The organism is Brevundimonas basaltis, from assembly GCF_014202075.1.
GTDB classification, from domain to species: Bacteria; Pseudomonadota; Alphaproteobacteria; order Caulobacterales; family Caulobacteraceae; genus Brevundimonas; species Brevundimonas basaltis.
Genome location: NZ_JACHFZ010000002.1, coordinates 469,347 through 484,468 on the forward strand (window position 1 = coordinate 469,347; position 15,122 = coordinate 484,468).

Annotated in this window: 11 protein-coding genes; 10 read left to right on the forward strand and 1 reads right to left on the reverse strand. The window is 60.7% G+C overall.

The window, feature by feature from the left end:
* Positions 1 to 176: 176 nt before the first annotated feature.
* From HNQ67_RS06800 to HNQ67_RS06820, 5 genes are all read left to right on the forward strand, one after another.
* The gene (locus HNQ67_RS06800; RefSeq protein ID WP_183253655.1) at positions 177 to 6,263 is read left to right on the forward strand and encodes a DUF3320 domain-containing protein; all 6,087 of its coding nucleotides are present in this window, start codon (positions 177 to 179) and stop codon (positions 6,261 to 6,263) included.
* Positions 6,264 to 6,336: 73 nt separating this feature from the next.
* Positions 6,337 to 7,698 (forward strand): hypothetical protein, encoded by a 1,362-nt coding sequence (locus HNQ67_RS06805; protein WP_183253657.1) that lies wholly within the window; start codon positions 6,337 to 6,339, stop codon positions 7,696 to 7,698.
* A 306-nt stretch (positions 7,699 to 8,004) separates the two neighbouring features.
* On the forward strand, positions 8,005 to 8,391 hold the full coding sequence (locus HNQ67_RS06810) for a hypothetical protein (RefSeq protein ID WP_183253660.1): 387 nt from the start codon (positions 8,005 to 8,007) through the stop codon (positions 8,389 to 8,391).
* Between the two features lie 88 nt (positions 8,392 to 8,479).
* Positions 8,480 to 8,851 carry a hypothetical protein gene (locus HNQ67_RS06815; RefSeq protein ID WP_183253662.1) on the forward strand — a complete coding sequence of 124 codons (372 nt, stop codon included), beginning with the start codon at positions 8,480 to 8,482 and terminating at the stop codon, positions 8,849 to 8,851.
* Positions 8,848 to 9,168, forward strand: a complete 321-nt coding sequence (locus tag HNQ67_RS06820; RefSeq protein ID WP_183253664.1) for a hypothetical protein — start codon at positions 8,848 to 8,850, stop codon at positions 9,166 to 9,168. Before HNQ67_RS06815 ends, HNQ67_RS06820 begins: the two co-directional genes overlap by 4 nt.
* Here HNQ67_RS06820 and HNQ67_RS06825 read toward each other — a convergent pair.
* Positions 9,152 to 9,409, reverse strand: coding sequence for a helix-turn-helix domain-containing protein (locus HNQ67_RS06825; RefSeq protein ID WP_183253666.1), 258 nt, complete (start codon positions 9,407 to 9,409; stop codon positions 9,152 to 9,154). The two genes, HNQ67_RS06820 and HNQ67_RS06825, sit on opposite strands and share 17 nt — an antisense overlap.
* A 150-nt stretch (positions 9,410 to 9,559) precedes the next feature.
* Here HNQ67_RS06825 and HNQ67_RS06830 point away from each other — a divergent pair, with 150 nt between their 5' ends.
* From HNQ67_RS06830 to HNQ67_RS06850, 5 genes are all read left to right on the forward strand, one after another.
* Complete coding sequence (locus HNQ67_RS06830; protein ID WP_183253668.1) at positions 9,560 to 10,147, forward strand: hypothetical protein; 588 nt, start codon at positions 9,560 to 9,562, stop codon at positions 10,145 to 10,147.
* Positions 10,148 to 10,734: 587 nt separating this feature from the next.
* Positions 10,735 to 11,970 carry a VapE domain-containing protein gene (locus HNQ67_RS06835; protein WP_183253670.1) on the forward strand — a complete coding sequence of 412 codons (1,236 nt, stop codon included), beginning with the start codon at positions 10,735 to 10,737 and terminating at the stop codon, positions 11,968 to 11,970.
* A 491-nt stretch (positions 11,971 to 12,461) separates the two neighbouring features.
* Entirely contained in the window at positions 12,462 to 13,616 is a 1,155-nt protein-coding gene (locus HNQ67_RS06840; RefSeq protein WP_183253672.1) for a tyrosine-type recombinase/integrase, read from the forward strand.
* Between the two features lie 252 nt (positions 13,617 to 13,868).
* Positions 13,869 to 14,180 carry a hypothetical protein gene (locus HNQ67_RS06845; RefSeq protein ID WP_183253674.1) on the forward strand — a complete coding sequence of 104 codons (312 nt, stop codon included), beginning with the start codon at positions 13,869 to 13,871 and terminating at the stop codon, positions 14,178 to 14,180.
* A gap of 237 nt (positions 14,181 to 14,417) precedes the next feature.
* Positions 14,418 to 15,050, forward strand: a complete 633-nt coding sequence (locus HNQ67_RS06850) for an Ivy family c-type lysozyme inhibitor (RefSeq protein WP_183253676.1) — start codon at positions 14,418 to 14,420, stop codon at positions 15,048 to 15,050.
* Positions 15,051 to 15,122 lie beyond the last annotated feature (72 nt).

A 15,122-nucleotide genomic window follows, 5' to 3' on the forward strand; every position in this document is an offset into this window, starting at 1 on the left:
CGCTAGTGCGTCAAATGCCGCTCATGACACGATGTGGCGGTTCAGAACGTCGCTCGCCGGCGTTAAGCGCGTCTAGTTCAATCTGCTCAGCTTTCGAAGCTGTCCCGGCGGCAGAGCATTTTTGGTGGACCGTCCGCCATCTTCTCATGCAATGGTTGCGTCGGGAGAGGGTTCAAATGTCCAGCGAAGATGTAGTGGTGCCGGCTACGGAGCCGGTGTCAGTGTTCCAAAGCGATCTGCCGATCGACGCAAAACTAGAACGAGCGCGAACTGAGTTGCTGGACCTCTCGGCCCGCAATCGGTTGCTGAACATTCCGCGTTCAGCGAAGAGCGCCAAAACGCTCGAAATCGTGGATGAGCGCGGTGCGGAGGTGTTTCGCCTGCTCTCAAAGGACGGCAAGGCCTTCACTTTTTTGGCAGGCCGCGGCGAGGTCGAGGAAGGCGAAGATGAGATCGCCGAACTCGTTCAGCCGGACGAAGACGGCGTAGACAATCGAGGCGTTTCGAACCGCCACTCTGATACCCGCCTGCAAACGAGACTGACGCCGGCAGGTCTTCAGAAGAAGCTGCTGGATCTCTATTACGACGCTCGCACACTCGAAGAGGAGCAGGGGGTAAACATCCTGTTCCTTGCGATCGGTACGCTGAAATGGATCGATCCAAACAACGCGACAGTGAGCCGGTTTGCACCGCTCATTCTGGTCCCGGTGGAGCTGGAACGCGGCAACGCGGCCGAGAAGTTTAAGCTGAAATCCCGCCAAGAAGATTTTGCGGCGAACCTTTCGCTGGAAGCTTACCTAGATCGCGTTCATGGCGTGAAGCTTCCAACATTTGAAGCTGGGGACGACTTTGATCCGGTGGTCTACGCAGCCGCAGTGGCGGACGCTGTCTCTGCCAAGCCGGGATGGGCGGTCGACCTAGACGATGTCGTGCTCGGCTTCTTCTCGTTCGCCAAGTTTCTGATGTATCGGGACTTGGACCCGCAGACATGGCCGGCGAACGCTAAGCTGTCAGACCATGCTCTCCTGAAGCCCCTGATGACCGAGGGCTTCGCCGAGGGCGAGCCGCTGCTGTCCGAAGACCAGTCCGTCGACGACCACGTGTCGCCCTCACAGATGGTCCATATCGTTGACAGTGATAGCTCCCAGACACTGGCAGTCGAAGAAGTGCGGCGGGGTCGCGATCTAGTTATCCAGGGGCCACCCGGGACAGGTAAATCGCAGACGATCGCGAACATAATCGCAGCGGCCGTCGCGGACGGTAAGACCGTCCTATTCGTGGCCGAGAAGATGGCGGCGCTTGAGGTGGTCAAGCGGAGGCTCGACAGCACCGGCGTTGGCGATGCCTGTCTAGAACTGCACAGCAACAAGGCAAACAAGCGGGCGGTCTTGGAGGAGCTTCGCCGGACGTGGGAGCTTGGCGCTCCCCGGGCTGACAACCTCGCTGTGCTCAACGCGCGGCTCACGGATGCCCGAGATCATCTGAATGCACACGCTGAAAGACTGCACCGCCCGCTCGGTCAGTCGGAATACACGCCGTATGACGTAATCGGGCATCTTGTGCGTCTACGTCACGCCGGGGTGAAGCCTGCCTATTTGAGACTCGAAGGCCCTGAGTCTTGGTCACGCGAGGATTTCGACAAGCGCTCTCGTCTGGTTTCGGAGTTGGCTGAACGCGTTCTCGACCTTGGTTCCCCGGGCGAGCACCTATGGCGAGGCATCGATCTCGACCGTGCATTGCCACCAGAAATCGCGCGGATCGAGGCCCGACTTTCTGGCTTGGCCGATCAGCTGTCGCGCATCCGTTTCGACCAGGGTGAGGTCGCAACGATGCTGGAAAAGGACGCGCCTTCGTTGGCGGATCTCGAGGCCGTCCTCGAACTCGCAACAAGGATCTCGACAGCTCCGGATCTTGAGCCCGACGCTCTCGCCTCTGAAGCTTGGGACAAGCCTGACGATGTCCGAGCTTTGGTAACGGCAGGTTCGGACTTGGAAGCCCTGCGTGCATCTCTCGACTTCAAAATTTCGGCCGCCGCTTGGGATACGGATGTCGAGGAGATTGCCCGGGCCCTTGAACCTCTCGACCAATCAACACCGGTCGAGGCGTTCGAGCGAGCTCGTAGCCTGTCGGAGCGAAGCCCGACCATCACCGATACCGCCGTGCGACTCGCCAAAGCTCTTGGCCGAAGCGAAACACCCACCTCGATATCAGCGCTCGAGACGTTGGCGCAGGTCGGCGACCGAGTGGCAGACGCGCCTGAGGCCGATGCGTCCGCATTTGCCCAAGACCTTTGGGACGGCGGAGTTGACCGGGCTTCTGACCTAGCGAATGCCGTCAAAGGTCTAGAGGACGCACGTTCAGAAATCGGGTCGGCACTTAGCGATTCAGCGTGGAACGCTGATCTTTCCGACGCCAGACGAAGCCTTGCCACACACGGCACCTCGCTGTTCCGCGTTTTCAACAGCGAATGGCGTTCAGCAGACAGGCTTGTCCGCTCATATCTCTCCGATCCGAAGGCCCCGCTTCAGCGTAGGCTCGGTTGGCTCGACGCCTTGGGGCGCGGCCAAGGTGCCCAAAAGCTCATTAGAGACGATGACCAGTTTGGCCGATCCGCCTTTGGTAGCGACTGGCGAGCGGAACGCTCCTCGTCCGCGCCGCTCCTTGCCCTCGTCGAATGGATGCGCAGCCTAAAGGGCCTGGGCGCTGAGCCTCGGCTTATCGTCGGACGCAAGCCTGATCGGTCGAGAGTCGGTGAACTAGCCAAAACATTGACCGCCCAGTTGCAGGCGGCCCGTAGTGAGTTGGCGGACCTCTGGGAGGATCTTGGCACGGCGCGTTCGCTAGTGTTCGGCGGCGTTGAAACAGTGTCGGACACTGTGCTCACTACTGCGGGCGAGGCAGCTTCGGGGCTGGCCGGCGCCCATGCCGGCTACTTGGCGCTGGCTGTCGCGGATGAGGCGTCGTTGGATGCCCGCCGGCAGAACCTTTCAGAACTGATGCGCGGCCAAGCGGCATTGAAGGCACTTCGCGCGCAGGCGGCGATGGGACACAGCGCTTTCGGAAAACAGTGGCACGAGACCAAGTCCGATTGGGAGTCGCTCTCGGCCATTGTCGATTGGGTTGATAGCAACCGGGATATCCGCGTCCTTGCCTCTCGAGTACCGGAGAGGTCAGCAGTTCCTGCGCGCTGCGAAGCGATCATCGTCGCGCGAGACGCTTGGCGAGACCTGCTCGCGGCTGCGCTGGCGGACTTAAAGGCTACGTCGGAAGCAGCACTCACTACCGAAAACGCACTGACCTTGGCGAGTTCCGAAACCTCCAGCCGGCTGACCGCTTGGCAGAATGGCGGCGAAGCCTTGACGACTTGGGTGAGTTATCGGGCACGCGCGCATGAAGCCAACTCGTTGGGTCTTCAAGACGTGGTTGACCGCTTGCATAGCGGCGGTCTTGCTCCCATCCAGGCTCTACCGGATTTTGAACAGGCCTTTTTCGAGGCGGTACTTGAGTATCAGATCGAAGAGGAACCAGAATTGGCGACCTTCGATGGAGAGCTTCATGGTCGCAAAGTCCGCGACTTTGTCGACCTCGATCACCAGCGGATCAAAGCGGCCGCCATGCAAGTTGCGCTGGAGCATCATCGCCGCGTTCCGCCGAGGAGCGGCGGCGCGGTTGGACCTCTGGGCGTCCTGAAGGGCGAGATGGCTAGGAAGCGGGGGCACATGCCTATCCGCCAACTTATGCAGAAGGCATCTCAGCCGATCCAAGCGCTTAAGCCGGTCTTCATGATGAGCCCGCTTTCCGTGGCTCAGTTTTTGCCACCCGGCGCACTGACCTTCGACTTGCTGGTCATGGATGAGGCGAGCCAGATTCAGCCTGTCGATGCTCTGGGCGCGATCGCTCGGTGCAAGCAGGTCGTTGTCGTGGGTGATCCGCAACAGCTTCCGCCGACCTCCTTCTTTGCAAAAATGACGGGTCAGGCCGACGGCGACGAAGACGATGGACCGGCACGTGTCGCCGACATCGAAAGTATCCTTGGCCTTTTCACAGCGCGCGGGCTGCCCATGCGCATGCTTCGTTGGCACTACCGCAGCCGGCACGAATCCCTCATCGCGGTCTCCAACCGGCAGTTCTATGAGAACAAGCTGGTCATCATTCCGAGCCCGTACACGTCCCAATCAGGACTAGGGCTGCGCTTCCACCACGTTAAGGACGGCGTCTTTGAGACGGGCACTACCCGCACTAACCCCGTGGAGGCCAAGATTGTCGCGGCGGCAATTATCCACCACGCCAAGACCTCGCCAAAGCTATCCCTCGGTGCAGTTGCCTTCTCGTCTGCCCAGCGCAAGGCGATCCTCGAGCAACTGGAACTCCTACGTCGGCAACTTCCGCCAGAGGACGAAGCCTTCTTCCAAGCCCACCCATCGGAACCCTTTTTCGTCAAGAACCTCGAGAACGTTCAAGGCGACGAACGTGATGTGATCTTCATATCCGTAGGCTACGGCCCGACCACCCTGGGCGGAAGGCCGCCAATGCGCTTCGGCCCTGTTGGCCAAGAGGGCGGAGAACGGCGGCTAAACGTACTTATCAGCCGGGCCAAACGCCGGTGCGAGGTGTTTTCGTCCATGACCGACGAGGACATTGATCAAGACTTCGCAGCGACCCGGAAGGGCGTATTTGCGCTCAAGCTGTTCATGCATTTTGCCCGAACCGGCCGGATGTCGTTGGCCGAGTCGGTCGGTCGCGACACCGACGGGATTTTTGAGGAGCAAGTTGCTCTCGCGCTCCAAGGGCGGGGTTATCTAGTTCATCGGGACGTCGGTGTTTCCGGGCTCTTCATTGACATAGCCGTGGCTGATCCTAATCAGCCTGACCGTTACCTGCTGGCCATTGAGTGCGACGGCCCCTCATACAAGAAGGCTCGATCCGCAAGGGATCGTGACCGTTTGCGCCGCAGCGTTTTGGAGGGTCAGGGTTGGTTCGTCCATCGCATCTGGAGCGGCGACTGGTTTAAGCGCCCACAAGAGCAACTCGATCGAGTCTTTGCTGCAATAGAGGCGGCCAAGGCCGAATTAGCTCGAGAAGGTCAGGCCAAAGATCGGCTGCCCGCCTACGAGATTGTTTCGGTCGAGCGCGACACGGTCACAGAGATGGGGCTTGCCGGGGTAGAAGAAATTCACGCCCTCTCGACCCCGTATGTCGAAGCAAGCCTGACCAAGCCGACCCACCTGTCCCTCGAAATTCACCATACGCCCACTGGCATCTTGTCCCAGCTTGCGGAGCAGGTGGTTGCAACCGAGGGCCCGGTACATTTCGATGAAATCGTAGCGAGGGTCCGAGATGCTTGGGGCCTCGCCCGAGCCGGGGTTAGAATTCGGGACGCCGTACAACGAGCACTCGACGTGTCCGTCAGACAAGGGCGGGTCCTGGAGGCCGACGCCTTCTACACCGCACCCGGTGCAGACATTGTCGTGAGGGATCGCAGCAGCGCGCTGTCGCCTACCCTGCGCCGACCTGAGTTGCTCCCTCCGACCGAGATCGAAGCCGCTCTGTTGAGCGTCGTCTCGCGGAACTTCGGAGCCACAGAAGATCAAGCGGTGCAAGCGGTGGCTCGCGGGTTCGGCGTGAAGTCTACGTCAGCGCAGCTCAAAGATTTGATCTCGGAGGTGGTTACTTCTGCGATCGAACGCGGGACGCTGGCCCGCAGAGATGCCCTGATTGACGTGGGCCCGAATGCCCCGAAGCTGGAGCGAGAACCTCAGAAGCTTCCGATTGAGCTCTTGGTCGCAAAGGGAGAAGGAGAGCAACTTGAGTTCAAGCAAACTCTCCGGTGGGACGTCCGCCAAGAAGCCCTACACAAGCGGCTTGAGGACCAGTGCCTGAAGGCTATTGCCGCCTTCACCAACTACAAAGGCGGCACTCTCCTGATCGGCGTCTGTGATGACGGTGCCGTGCCCGGATTGGACGCGGACTTGGCAACCTTCGGGGGAAGCCGAGATAAGTTTGACCTGCATCTCACGAACCTGATCAAGGACCGGTTTTCCGAGAGCTTCCGCGCCGGTTGCGTCTCGGTCTCCTATCCCACGGTCCATGAGAAGCTGGTCTGCCGCGTAGATGTGAAGCGCTCGCGCAAGCCTGTCTATCTGGCCATCTCAGACGGTGCGGGCGCAGCGACGGACCGATTGATTGTTCGCGCCGGAGCATCGTCGCCCGAGATTCCGCTGAGTCAGGTGGCCGCCTATGTGCGCGAGCATTTTGACGGCTGAGTGATCAGTACCGCGTCCAAGTTATTTGCGGATCGCGAGTTCTTGACGGGGCCGATCCAGGGGAGGGGATTCTATGACGAAGTTGCCATCCATCCTTAACAGGGGCGAGCCTTCTCGTCTCTTTCCAGTGCTCGCTGACACATCAAAAGAGGGCCGGACGCTCTCGATCTTCCTCGCCTGTCTCGAGAACGTCGATGAGTTCGGCAGAGCTATGATGGCTAGCCTCGATCAGCGGATGGGTGTTCGGGCAAGGATCGAAACCTACACGGAAGTCGGGCTCCAAAAGACCATCGCGGGGGCGAAGCATCGACCTGATGGTTTGGTCGTGGTGAGCACGGGCAAGTCAACGTGGACAGCTTTGGTCGAGGCGAAAGTCGGCGCTGCTGAGCTGACCAACGAGCAAATCGAAGCCTACCTAAGTTTGGCCAAGCTGAACGGCATTGACGCCGTCATCACGTTATCGAACCAGTTCACCTCCTTGCCGACCCACCATCCCTTGGCTGTAAGCGGAGCGCTTACCCGCAAAGTGGACCTGTTCCACTGGTCTTGGGGTTACGTGATCACGCAAGCCCACGTCCTGCGAGAGACAGGGGACGTTGCTGATCGTGAACAACTCCTCCTCCTCAGCGAACTGCAGCGGTTTCTGCTCCACCCAAGCTCGGGAGTGAAGGAGTTCGATCAGATGCCAGCCGCTTGGGCTGAGCTTTGTGCCAAGGTTAGTGCCGGGGCGCTTCCGACCGCCAGAGCAATCGAAACCCAGCAGGTTGTCGGTGCTTGGCATCAAGTTCTTGAGCGAGTGACCTCCGTGCTCAGTCGCCAGTTGAACGATCATGTCGAGGTGCAAATGTCGCGCGCTGAAGCGAGCGATCCAGCCGTTCGTATGAAGGGCTCGCTCGAAAGCCTTACGCGTGAGGCTTGCCTTACGAACCACCTTCTCGTTCCCGCCGCCGCTGCGCCAATCCAGATTTCTGCGGACCTTCGAAAACGTGCGGTCAGCCTTCATATGCGGCTGAAAGCGCCCGCCGATCGTCAGTCGACGAAGGCGAGGGTGTCATGGCTTTTGCGGCAGCTAGCTCAGACGGAAGTGCGCGATGTGCACGTCAAACTCCTATGGCCTGGCAGGGCAGCGGCCACTCAGTTCCCGCTGGCGAAGTTGCGGGACGCACCGGAGTTGGCGAGCCAAGACCGGGAGGGAATGAGCGTTCTTTCATTCGAGGTTCTGCTCGTGAAGGACTTGGGAGCCAAGTTTGCTCAGCGCAAAATTGTTGTGACTGAGCTGATCAAGGCTTCGACAGAGTTTTATAACGGTGTGGGTAGCAGCCTGACTGCGTGGCAAGCGAAGCCTCCCAAGATCTCAGATGCCAAGCTGGCACCAGCGTCAGTCAGCGCCGAAGCTCTGAGAGAGCAGGTGGAGCAAGAGGCGCTAGATCGCTGAGCGTCTCCACCGAGTGACCGCCGCGTGATGTCGTCTTCTGGAGCAAGGCCGGCGTTCGAACGCGCAACCAGCGGTATCTTATATGAAGATAACCAAGCTCCACATCGAGTAGCACTGGCCTAGCCGAGCCGTGTTTTTGGTTGGAAGCTGCTTCCCGGAGTGAAAGCTTCGCCGGGACAAACTCAAGAAGAACAACGCGTTTCAACCGATCACTAGCGCCCCTCGCGGGCACCCTCGACCCGCCCAACCCGAGCCCTCGTGACCTCCGTCGCGGGGGCTTTTTCTTTGCTTTGAAAGGAACCCTCCATGAAGTCACTCACCGACCGAGACGCGGTCACCGCCGCCCTCACAGACACCACCCTGGATCCTGACCTTCGAGCCCTGATCGGTCTTCGAGTCTGGCAGGTAGACACCGATCGCCGGCTGCCCCTCGGCGAGACCCTCCAGATCGTCGTCGTCCAGCCCGGTGATCCTCCTGAGGTCATTCACGACGCAGTGGGCTTCCCGATCTGTTGGGATCAGGCGGAGCAGCCCGGCTGGGAGTGGTTCAACGACCACGGCTCATGGTTCGAGCTAGCCTACGTCCTGACGGACGACTTTGGGATGCTGGTGCTCGTGCCGGACCATCCCGACACCAACGACACCCTCCTCTTCAACTGCCGAGGCGTCGCAGACCGAAAAGACCCGGCCTGAAACCCCTTTCCCCTCCTTCCGCCGACCCATCCGCCCGCGCCCTCCGACACCCGTCGCGAGGGCTTTTTCATGCCCGAAAGGACCCCCGATGCTTTCACTGACGGACTGTGCCTCTACAGCGAGCGCCCTGAACGATCCCGACCTCGACCCCGATCTGCGCGTCCTGATCAGCCTGCGCACTCGGAACCTCAGCGACGACACCAAGCTCTTCATCGTCCAGGGCGGCGACACGCCAGAGGTCATCAACGAGGCCCTCGGCTTTCCCATCACAGGGGATCAGGCTGAAGAGCCTAGCTATGACTGGATCGAGGATCACGGCCGGTGGTTCGAGATCGCTCTCCACCCGAGCGACGAGGGGCCCACCCGCATCTTCGTGGAGAACGGCCCCGGCACCGAGTTGGGGGTCCACTACCTGTGTCAGTCGCACTTCTGGTTCGACGGCGAGGGAAGCCGCCGGTGAAGCACGCTCTCACGTTCGCCATTCTGATCGTTGCTTTTGCGATCCTGAAGGCCGTGGTGATCGCTCTCGTGATCGGGCTGGCTCTAGCGCTGATCTACTCCTTCGCCAGACAGCCACGAGAGACGCTGCTTTTCCTTGGCGTTCTCACTGTGACCGGGCTCGCCGGTGCTCAGCCTGCAGCCTTCATTGCGGCCGTCGCGGTCATCTGCGTTACGGCCCTAATCTTCGGCCACCGGCGACGGAGTACGGGCGACAACCAGTCCCAAGCCCATCCGGCACGGCCTCTGATCGAGCTTGAACCTAGATCGAAGGCTTAGCGGGTAGCCGCTTCAATACCTCAGCAAACAGCCGCGCCGGGTCTGCCTCCATCGCCCTCGCCAGTGCGACGAACTCCAGAACGTCCACTCGGCGTTGGCCGCGTTCGATGATGGAGATGAAGGTCTGATCCTTCTGGACCCGGTCGGCCAGCTGAGCCTGCGTTAGGCCGGACTTTTGCCGAGCCTCCGCCAACACCTCGACGAGGTGTCGATGCTCGCCGCCGAAGATCGTCTTGGGCATCCGTGCGTCGCCGATTCCAAACCGGCAACCCACGTATATGGAAAATTCGCTTAGGCAGTTTTTCCGTTTTTAACTATGGAATCTTTCCATAATTTCAAGCCGGCGCTTTGGCTGGCATCCGCCCCACATTCACACCAAGGAAGCAAACTCATGCTGATCTACGCATTAGCCACGATCCTACTTATCCAGTCGAACCCGCAGCCGGCTCAGCGGGCCGAGCCACCGCAATCCCAGCGTTTCGGTGCTTGGGAGGTTCGCACCCGCGTCGATGCCATCACCGATGAAGTATCCATCGGAGCCTATCTGGGAACGCCTGCTGACAATCTCGCGATCGCGTGCGCCCAGAACTCGCCAGACTCAACGGTCGTTCTCTGGCGATCGACTACGCGGTTCCGTCAGACAGGCTACATCCCGCGGACAGGACAAGATGCCAGGATGTATGGCTGGCCCGTGGGAAGCACGACCTACCGCTTCGACCAAGACCCGCCGGTAGATGCCTGGATATTCGGGCGGCAAGATTACAGCAGTGGTTTCGGCCTGACTGACATCCAAGGCATCACAAGGCGAATTGCCACCAGTACGCGGATGGTCCTCCGGGACCGACTCTTCGAAACACACACCGTCAGTTTCGCCTTGGTCCCAACCGACACCCTCAGGATGCTGCGGCGTCTGGACGAGGTTTGCGGGACCAATCTCAGCGCCCCGCCGACTGACCAATCCGAAGCGGGTCGGCCGTAAACACCGTTCAAACGGGGAATGATCCAAGGCGACCGGCAGAAGGTGGTTTCAGCCGGTCGCCAGCTCAAGTCCTACGGGAAGGTACGTTCGGTAGCTTAAAATGCCGGCGTAACAAGTAATAGGCGTCCGCAGGACAGATTTATTTTCCCACCGTTACGCGCGATAACTCAGCAATCGCTCCAAAACTCCCGAAAGTGGCGAATTATGCCTTTGACATCCTTCTCGGCGGGTGGTTGTCAGAAGGTCCAGCGCCGCCGCTAGGCGAAAAGACATGCTGAGAAGGGCTCGCCGGACCAGGCCCGCCCCCCGCTACGTCGCGGGGGGTCTCGTTCTTCCCGCAAGTGCGGATGCCTACCCCCCCGGTCCTCCCCTCTCATCGTAAATACTCAAATGACAAACGATCTCGATCGTTCGGACGATGACGCCTGCCCGTCACCGAAGCCGAATGATCAAAAAGCCAAACCCCGCATCCATGATGCGCCCGGCGACACTCCCCAGTCTGGCGGCACGGTCGCGCTCTGATCCGAGTGAGTCTGCTTCGGATGCCGCCGGCGGATGCGTCGGCAGAACCTGTGAGGACAGGAGAAATGAACATAAGAAAAGAGATCGGGCCATTCCCGGACCGTCCGCCCCCAAGGTCGGATCGCCCGCCGGCCACGATCGCCAACGTCGAGCACCTACTGGAACATGCTGGCATCAAGGTGCGCTACAACGAGGTCAGCAAACGCGACGAAATCTTGCTCCCCAACAAAACGGGATCAAGAGACAACGTCGACAACGTCACCCTCACCTACATCATCAGTCTGGCTGCTGAGCACCACATACCCACCGGCAATGTCCCGGGTTTTGTGGAGGCCATCGCCAACAAGAATGCGTACAACCCAGTCCAGGACTGGATACGCAGTCGACCATGGGACGGCACAGATCGACTGCCTGACGTCTACGGGACCGTCGTTCAGGCGGAAGGGTACCCCGAAAGCCTGAAGGAGATCATCCTGCGGAAATGGCTTCGCAGTGTCTCAGCGGCGGCAACCCGAAACAACTTTCGGAGCCGAGGCGTCCTGACCCTTCAGGGGGCACAGGGCGCTGGAAAATCCAGCTGGATTAAAGCCTTGATCTCCGACCCGGACCTGGCCGATGGCGTGATCAAGCTTGGTCACCACATGGACCCGTCCAATAAGGACTCCCTTATTGGAGCCATAGGGTTCGCGATCACCGAGATCGGCGAGCTCGACAGTTCGTTCAAGAAGGACATCGCTCGGCTAAAGGGCTTCCTGACGGATGACACTGACCGGGTTCGTCGGCCTTACGATCGTCGGGAGTCGAGCTACCCCCGACGGACGGTGTTCGCTGCGACCGTCAACGAGCACCAATTCCTACAGGACCCCACCGGGAACACACGCTTCTGGACCATCCCGGTCGCGTCCCTGAACTGGCAACACCAGATCGACATGCAGCAGGTGTTTGCTCAGCTAGCTCAGGAGGTGGAGGAAGGCGAGACATGGTGGTTGGCAGACGACGAGGAGGCCCTGCTTAACGACCTGAACTCGCGTCACAGCACCGCCAGCCCCGTAGCTGAACGACTGGCGGAGATGGTCGATATCGACCGCATCGGCGCAGAAGGTCTTGCTGCAATGTCGGCCAGCGAGGTTCTCGAAGCGCTCGCTTTCCCGCTAACCAACCCGATGGCGCGCGAAGCTGGGGCCGCTCTAAGGAACCTCCTGGGCGACCCAAAGAAGATCAACGGTACCATGAAATGGCGTGTGCCCGTCCGCGACGTCGACGGATCCAACCCTGCTAAGCCGTGGGGGAAACCGTACTGAACCGCGCCCGGACCGGGGCACCGGGAGGTGGGGGGAGGGGGTAGAGAAAAGCTTGAGATGATCGGTCCGAAAGACCGATCAAGACGGCGAATCTCCCGCCCCTCCCCCCCACCACCTTCTGGCTGCCGCCCGGCGTGCGACGCCGTCTGCGGCTCTTCCATTGTCTTGATGTCCGCTCCCCGGTGGCGTCCCCCAGCGGCACCGTCGGGGGCACCCTGGACGCCTCCCACCAACTCGCCCGCCGGCAGTTGCTAGCCTCGGCTGCGGCAGGATTCCGGCGAGCCGAGGGGGCCGAAACGTGGTCCCGGGGCGGCCGTCCGGCCCCCGCCGATCACCCCACCATCCCCGCCCCCGACGCGTGGCCCCTGCGGCCCACTCTGGGGCACCGCGGGCCCGACCCGCTCCAGACGACCCACCCTAATCGACCGCCTTCCCGGGCCGCCTGACGGCGCTCGCCCGTGGAACATCAAACATGCAAGGAGACTAATCCCATGCCCAAGGCCAAACTCGACCACGCCTTTGTGTCCACCGCGCAATGCCAGCCCGGCAAAGCCAAAACCGACTGGTACGACACGATCGTCACCGGCTTCGTCTTCGAGCGTCGTTCCAGCGGCGGCGGCACCTACTACTTCCGCTTCTCCGATGCCGCCGGTCGGCAGGCTCAATATAAAATAGGCGGTGAAACGGACATCAGCTTTGCAGCCGCAAAGAAGCGCGCGGTGCAGCTCAGGTCCGAGGTCGTCATGGGCGGCGACCCGAGGGCCAAGAAGGCAGAGGCGAAGTCCATACCTCTGTACAAGGAACTCTCGGCCATGCATCTCGCCGACGCGAAGCTCACGCAGCGGTCCTACTCGACGACTGAGGCTTATGTCAGAATCCATGTGATCCCTAGGTGGGGAAAGGTCCGGCTCACCGACATCGAACCGCGCGCCATCTCCCAGTGGCTCGGCGAGAAGCGAGCCGAAGGACTGGCACCGGCGACGGTCGAAAAGATCAGGGTGATCTTCGGCCGATCCTTCGAGCTCGGCGCTAGATGGGGCGTCCCCGGGACTGACAAGAATCCGGTCAGGGCGGTGTCCAGGAAGCCCTTTCAGAACGCGAAGGAGAGATATCTCAGTCGGGAAGAATCGATCAGGCTTCGAGAGGCAGTCGCGCAGTCGCAGAACACCCAGCTGCAACATGTCGTCGGCCTGCTTCTGCTGACAGGTGCCCGGGTTCGCGAGCTCCTGGACGCGAAATGGTCAGACGTGGACGTCGAGCGTAGATCTTGGCTGATACCCACCTCGAAAACAGGGAAGCCACGCCACGTCCCGCTCTCGACGCCGGCGATCGCGATCATAGAAGCCCTTCCTCGCTTCAAGGACTGCCCTTTCTTGATACCGAACCCTGACACCCTGAAGCCCTTCGTGTCGATCAAGCACAGCTGGCAGCGGGCGATTAAGGTGGCGAAGCTGCCCGGTCTGAGAATCCACGATCTCAGGCACTCGGCGGCGTCCTTCATGGTCAACAGCGGTGTCGACCTGTTCGCCGTCGGCAAGGTGCTGGGTCACGCTAGTTACCAGTCAACCCAGCGGTATGCGCACCTCGCCAACGACACCTTGCTCGCCGCCGTCGAGGCGGGTGCCGCGAAACAGGCTGCGGCCTAACTGCTTCCCCGCTTCGCGCGCTGGCTTCGGCTGGTTCGCGGGGCGGGGACCCGTTCTTTTTTTCACCTTGGTGGGTCGTGCGCGTCAGCGCGCATAATGGACATTCCACGAATCAACTCGGGGGACGTCTGCAACGGGTGGGATGCGGATTTGCGGCTATCCGTGGCCGCTCGGGTCAGCTCGACAAACAACCTTGGCTTTACCGGTGCCCCACGCGACGGCTAGCATTGGTTTCTGATCTGAGGAGCGACCATGAAAGGCACGTTGAAAAAGGTTTGGGAGATATACCTCGGCGTTGGCGCAATCCTCGCTTCATCGGCCTTCATCAGCACCCACTTGGCGTTATTCTTAGTCCCCGGACGCCTTTACGAACAAAGCGGCGGCGAAGTAGGAACCGCGATCTGGGGCACAATCGTCTTTTACGTCATCAACTGTATCGGCGCGATCCTCCGCGCTTTCCTCTGGCCAATCAGCCTGGTTGCGCTGTTGAGCGGGCAAATCGGCTTCTGGGAGTTTCTTTTCCCGGCTCTCTATGGGATGCCATCGGTCGTGTCGCCGCCCTGACAGAGCGGGCATTGAGCGCACGTGCGCAAAGGGTCGGAAGCGGGCGTTGGTTAGATCCAGTGCTACAAGCTATGCCACCAGTTCTTGCGCGAACCATCCCGAGGTCCCGAAGTGCGGCGATACCTAATCATCGGAGTAGTCGCTTTCCTTGCAAACTGCGAGCAAGCGCCAGAAGCTCCGACTGCAGCAGCCCTGATCCGAGACGGTGTCCCGACGGCGTGCTCACATCCGGCGACCATGGCGGCGCTCAAGTCCGAAACCGGCGAATATGAAGGCGAGATTGGCTCAATTACCTTCGCGGGACGGGATGCCGCTCTTTATCAAGTCAGTTGCGAAGCAACGATCGGTGAGGCGTCGGTAAGCTATCAGGTCAGAGAAAACTTGGCCCTCCCCGGCGCAGTAACCGTTATCGTCGCCCGCTCTCCCGCTTCTTCGGCCCCCTCTCCCGCGAGCAGCGCACCATCCGCTCCGAAGCCGCGTCCGGTGTTGGCGTCGGCGCGAGGTCACACCTTTGACGTGCCGACCAACTACCCTGCGGCATTCTCCCTCTGGCGTCAGCAAACGGCTAGCCTTCCCCTTGAGGGCCGTCCGTGGGTTAGATCGCTTCGCGGGACCGCTGCGGAGGTGCGAAGTGTGCGCGTGGATGGCAGCGAGTATCTGTATGGCTGGGTCTGCGAGCCCCATAACTGCGGCGGAAACGAAGTTGCTCTGCTGTTGACCCGCGACCAAGGCAGAGTGGTTGGCCTCGTCCGACTGACCAATGAAAATCGTGAAACCAACGACTTCCAAGTGGGGTCGCCAACTGCGCCTGAGGCTCGTTGCCTGCGGTTCTTCCTAGAGGATCGTTCCGACGCCACGCGGTGCTTCTGACCGGGTGCGGGTGAGGACGTGTCTTTCTCCGCGGAGGCCCACCGAACCGGGTTAGTTCATTATGTCGGCCAT

What these genes read in the sequence shown, in the direction of transcription:
- HNQ67_RS06800 (WP_183253655.1), top strand. Translation starts at nt 177, where the DNA reads ATGTCCAGCGAAGATGTAGTGGTGCCGGCTACGGAGCCGGTGTCAGTG.
- HNQ67_RS06805 (WP_183253657.1), top strand. Translation starts at nt 6,337, where the DNA reads ATGACGAAGTTGCCATCCATCCTTAACAGGGGCGAGCCTTCTCGTCTC.
- HNQ67_RS06810 (WP_183253660.1), top strand. Translation starts at nt 8,005, where the DNA reads ATGAAGTCACTCACCGACCGAGACGCGGTCACCGCCGCCCTCACAGAC.
- HNQ67_RS06815 (WP_183253662.1), top strand. Translation starts at nt 8,480, where the DNA reads ATGCTTTCACTGACGGACTGTGCCTCTACAGCGAGCGCCCTGAACGAT.
- HNQ67_RS06825 (WP_183253666.1), bottom strand. Translation starts at nt 9,409, where the DNA reads ATGCCCAAGACGATCTTCGGCGGCGAGCATCGACACCTCGTCGAGGTG.
- HNQ67_RS06830 (WP_183253668.1), top strand. Translation starts at nt 9,560, where the DNA reads ATGCTGATCTACGCATTAGCCACGATCCTACTTATCCAGTCGAACCCG.
- HNQ67_RS06835 (WP_183253670.1), top strand. Translation starts at nt 10,735, where the DNA reads ATGAACATAAGAAAAGAGATCGGGCCATTCCCGGACCGTCCGCCCCCA.
- HNQ67_RS06840 (WP_183253672.1), top strand. Translation starts at nt 12,462, where the DNA reads ATGCCCAAGGCCAAACTCGACCACGCCTTTGTGTCCACCGCGCAATGC.
- HNQ67_RS06845 (WP_183253674.1), top strand. Translation starts at nt 13,869, where the DNA reads ATGAAAGGCACGTTGAAAAAGGTTTGGGAGATATACCTCGGCGTTGGC.
- HNQ67_RS06850 (WP_183253676.1), top strand. Translation starts at nt 14,418, where the DNA reads ATGGCGGCGCTCAAGTCCGAAACCGGCGAATATGAAGGCGAGATTGGC.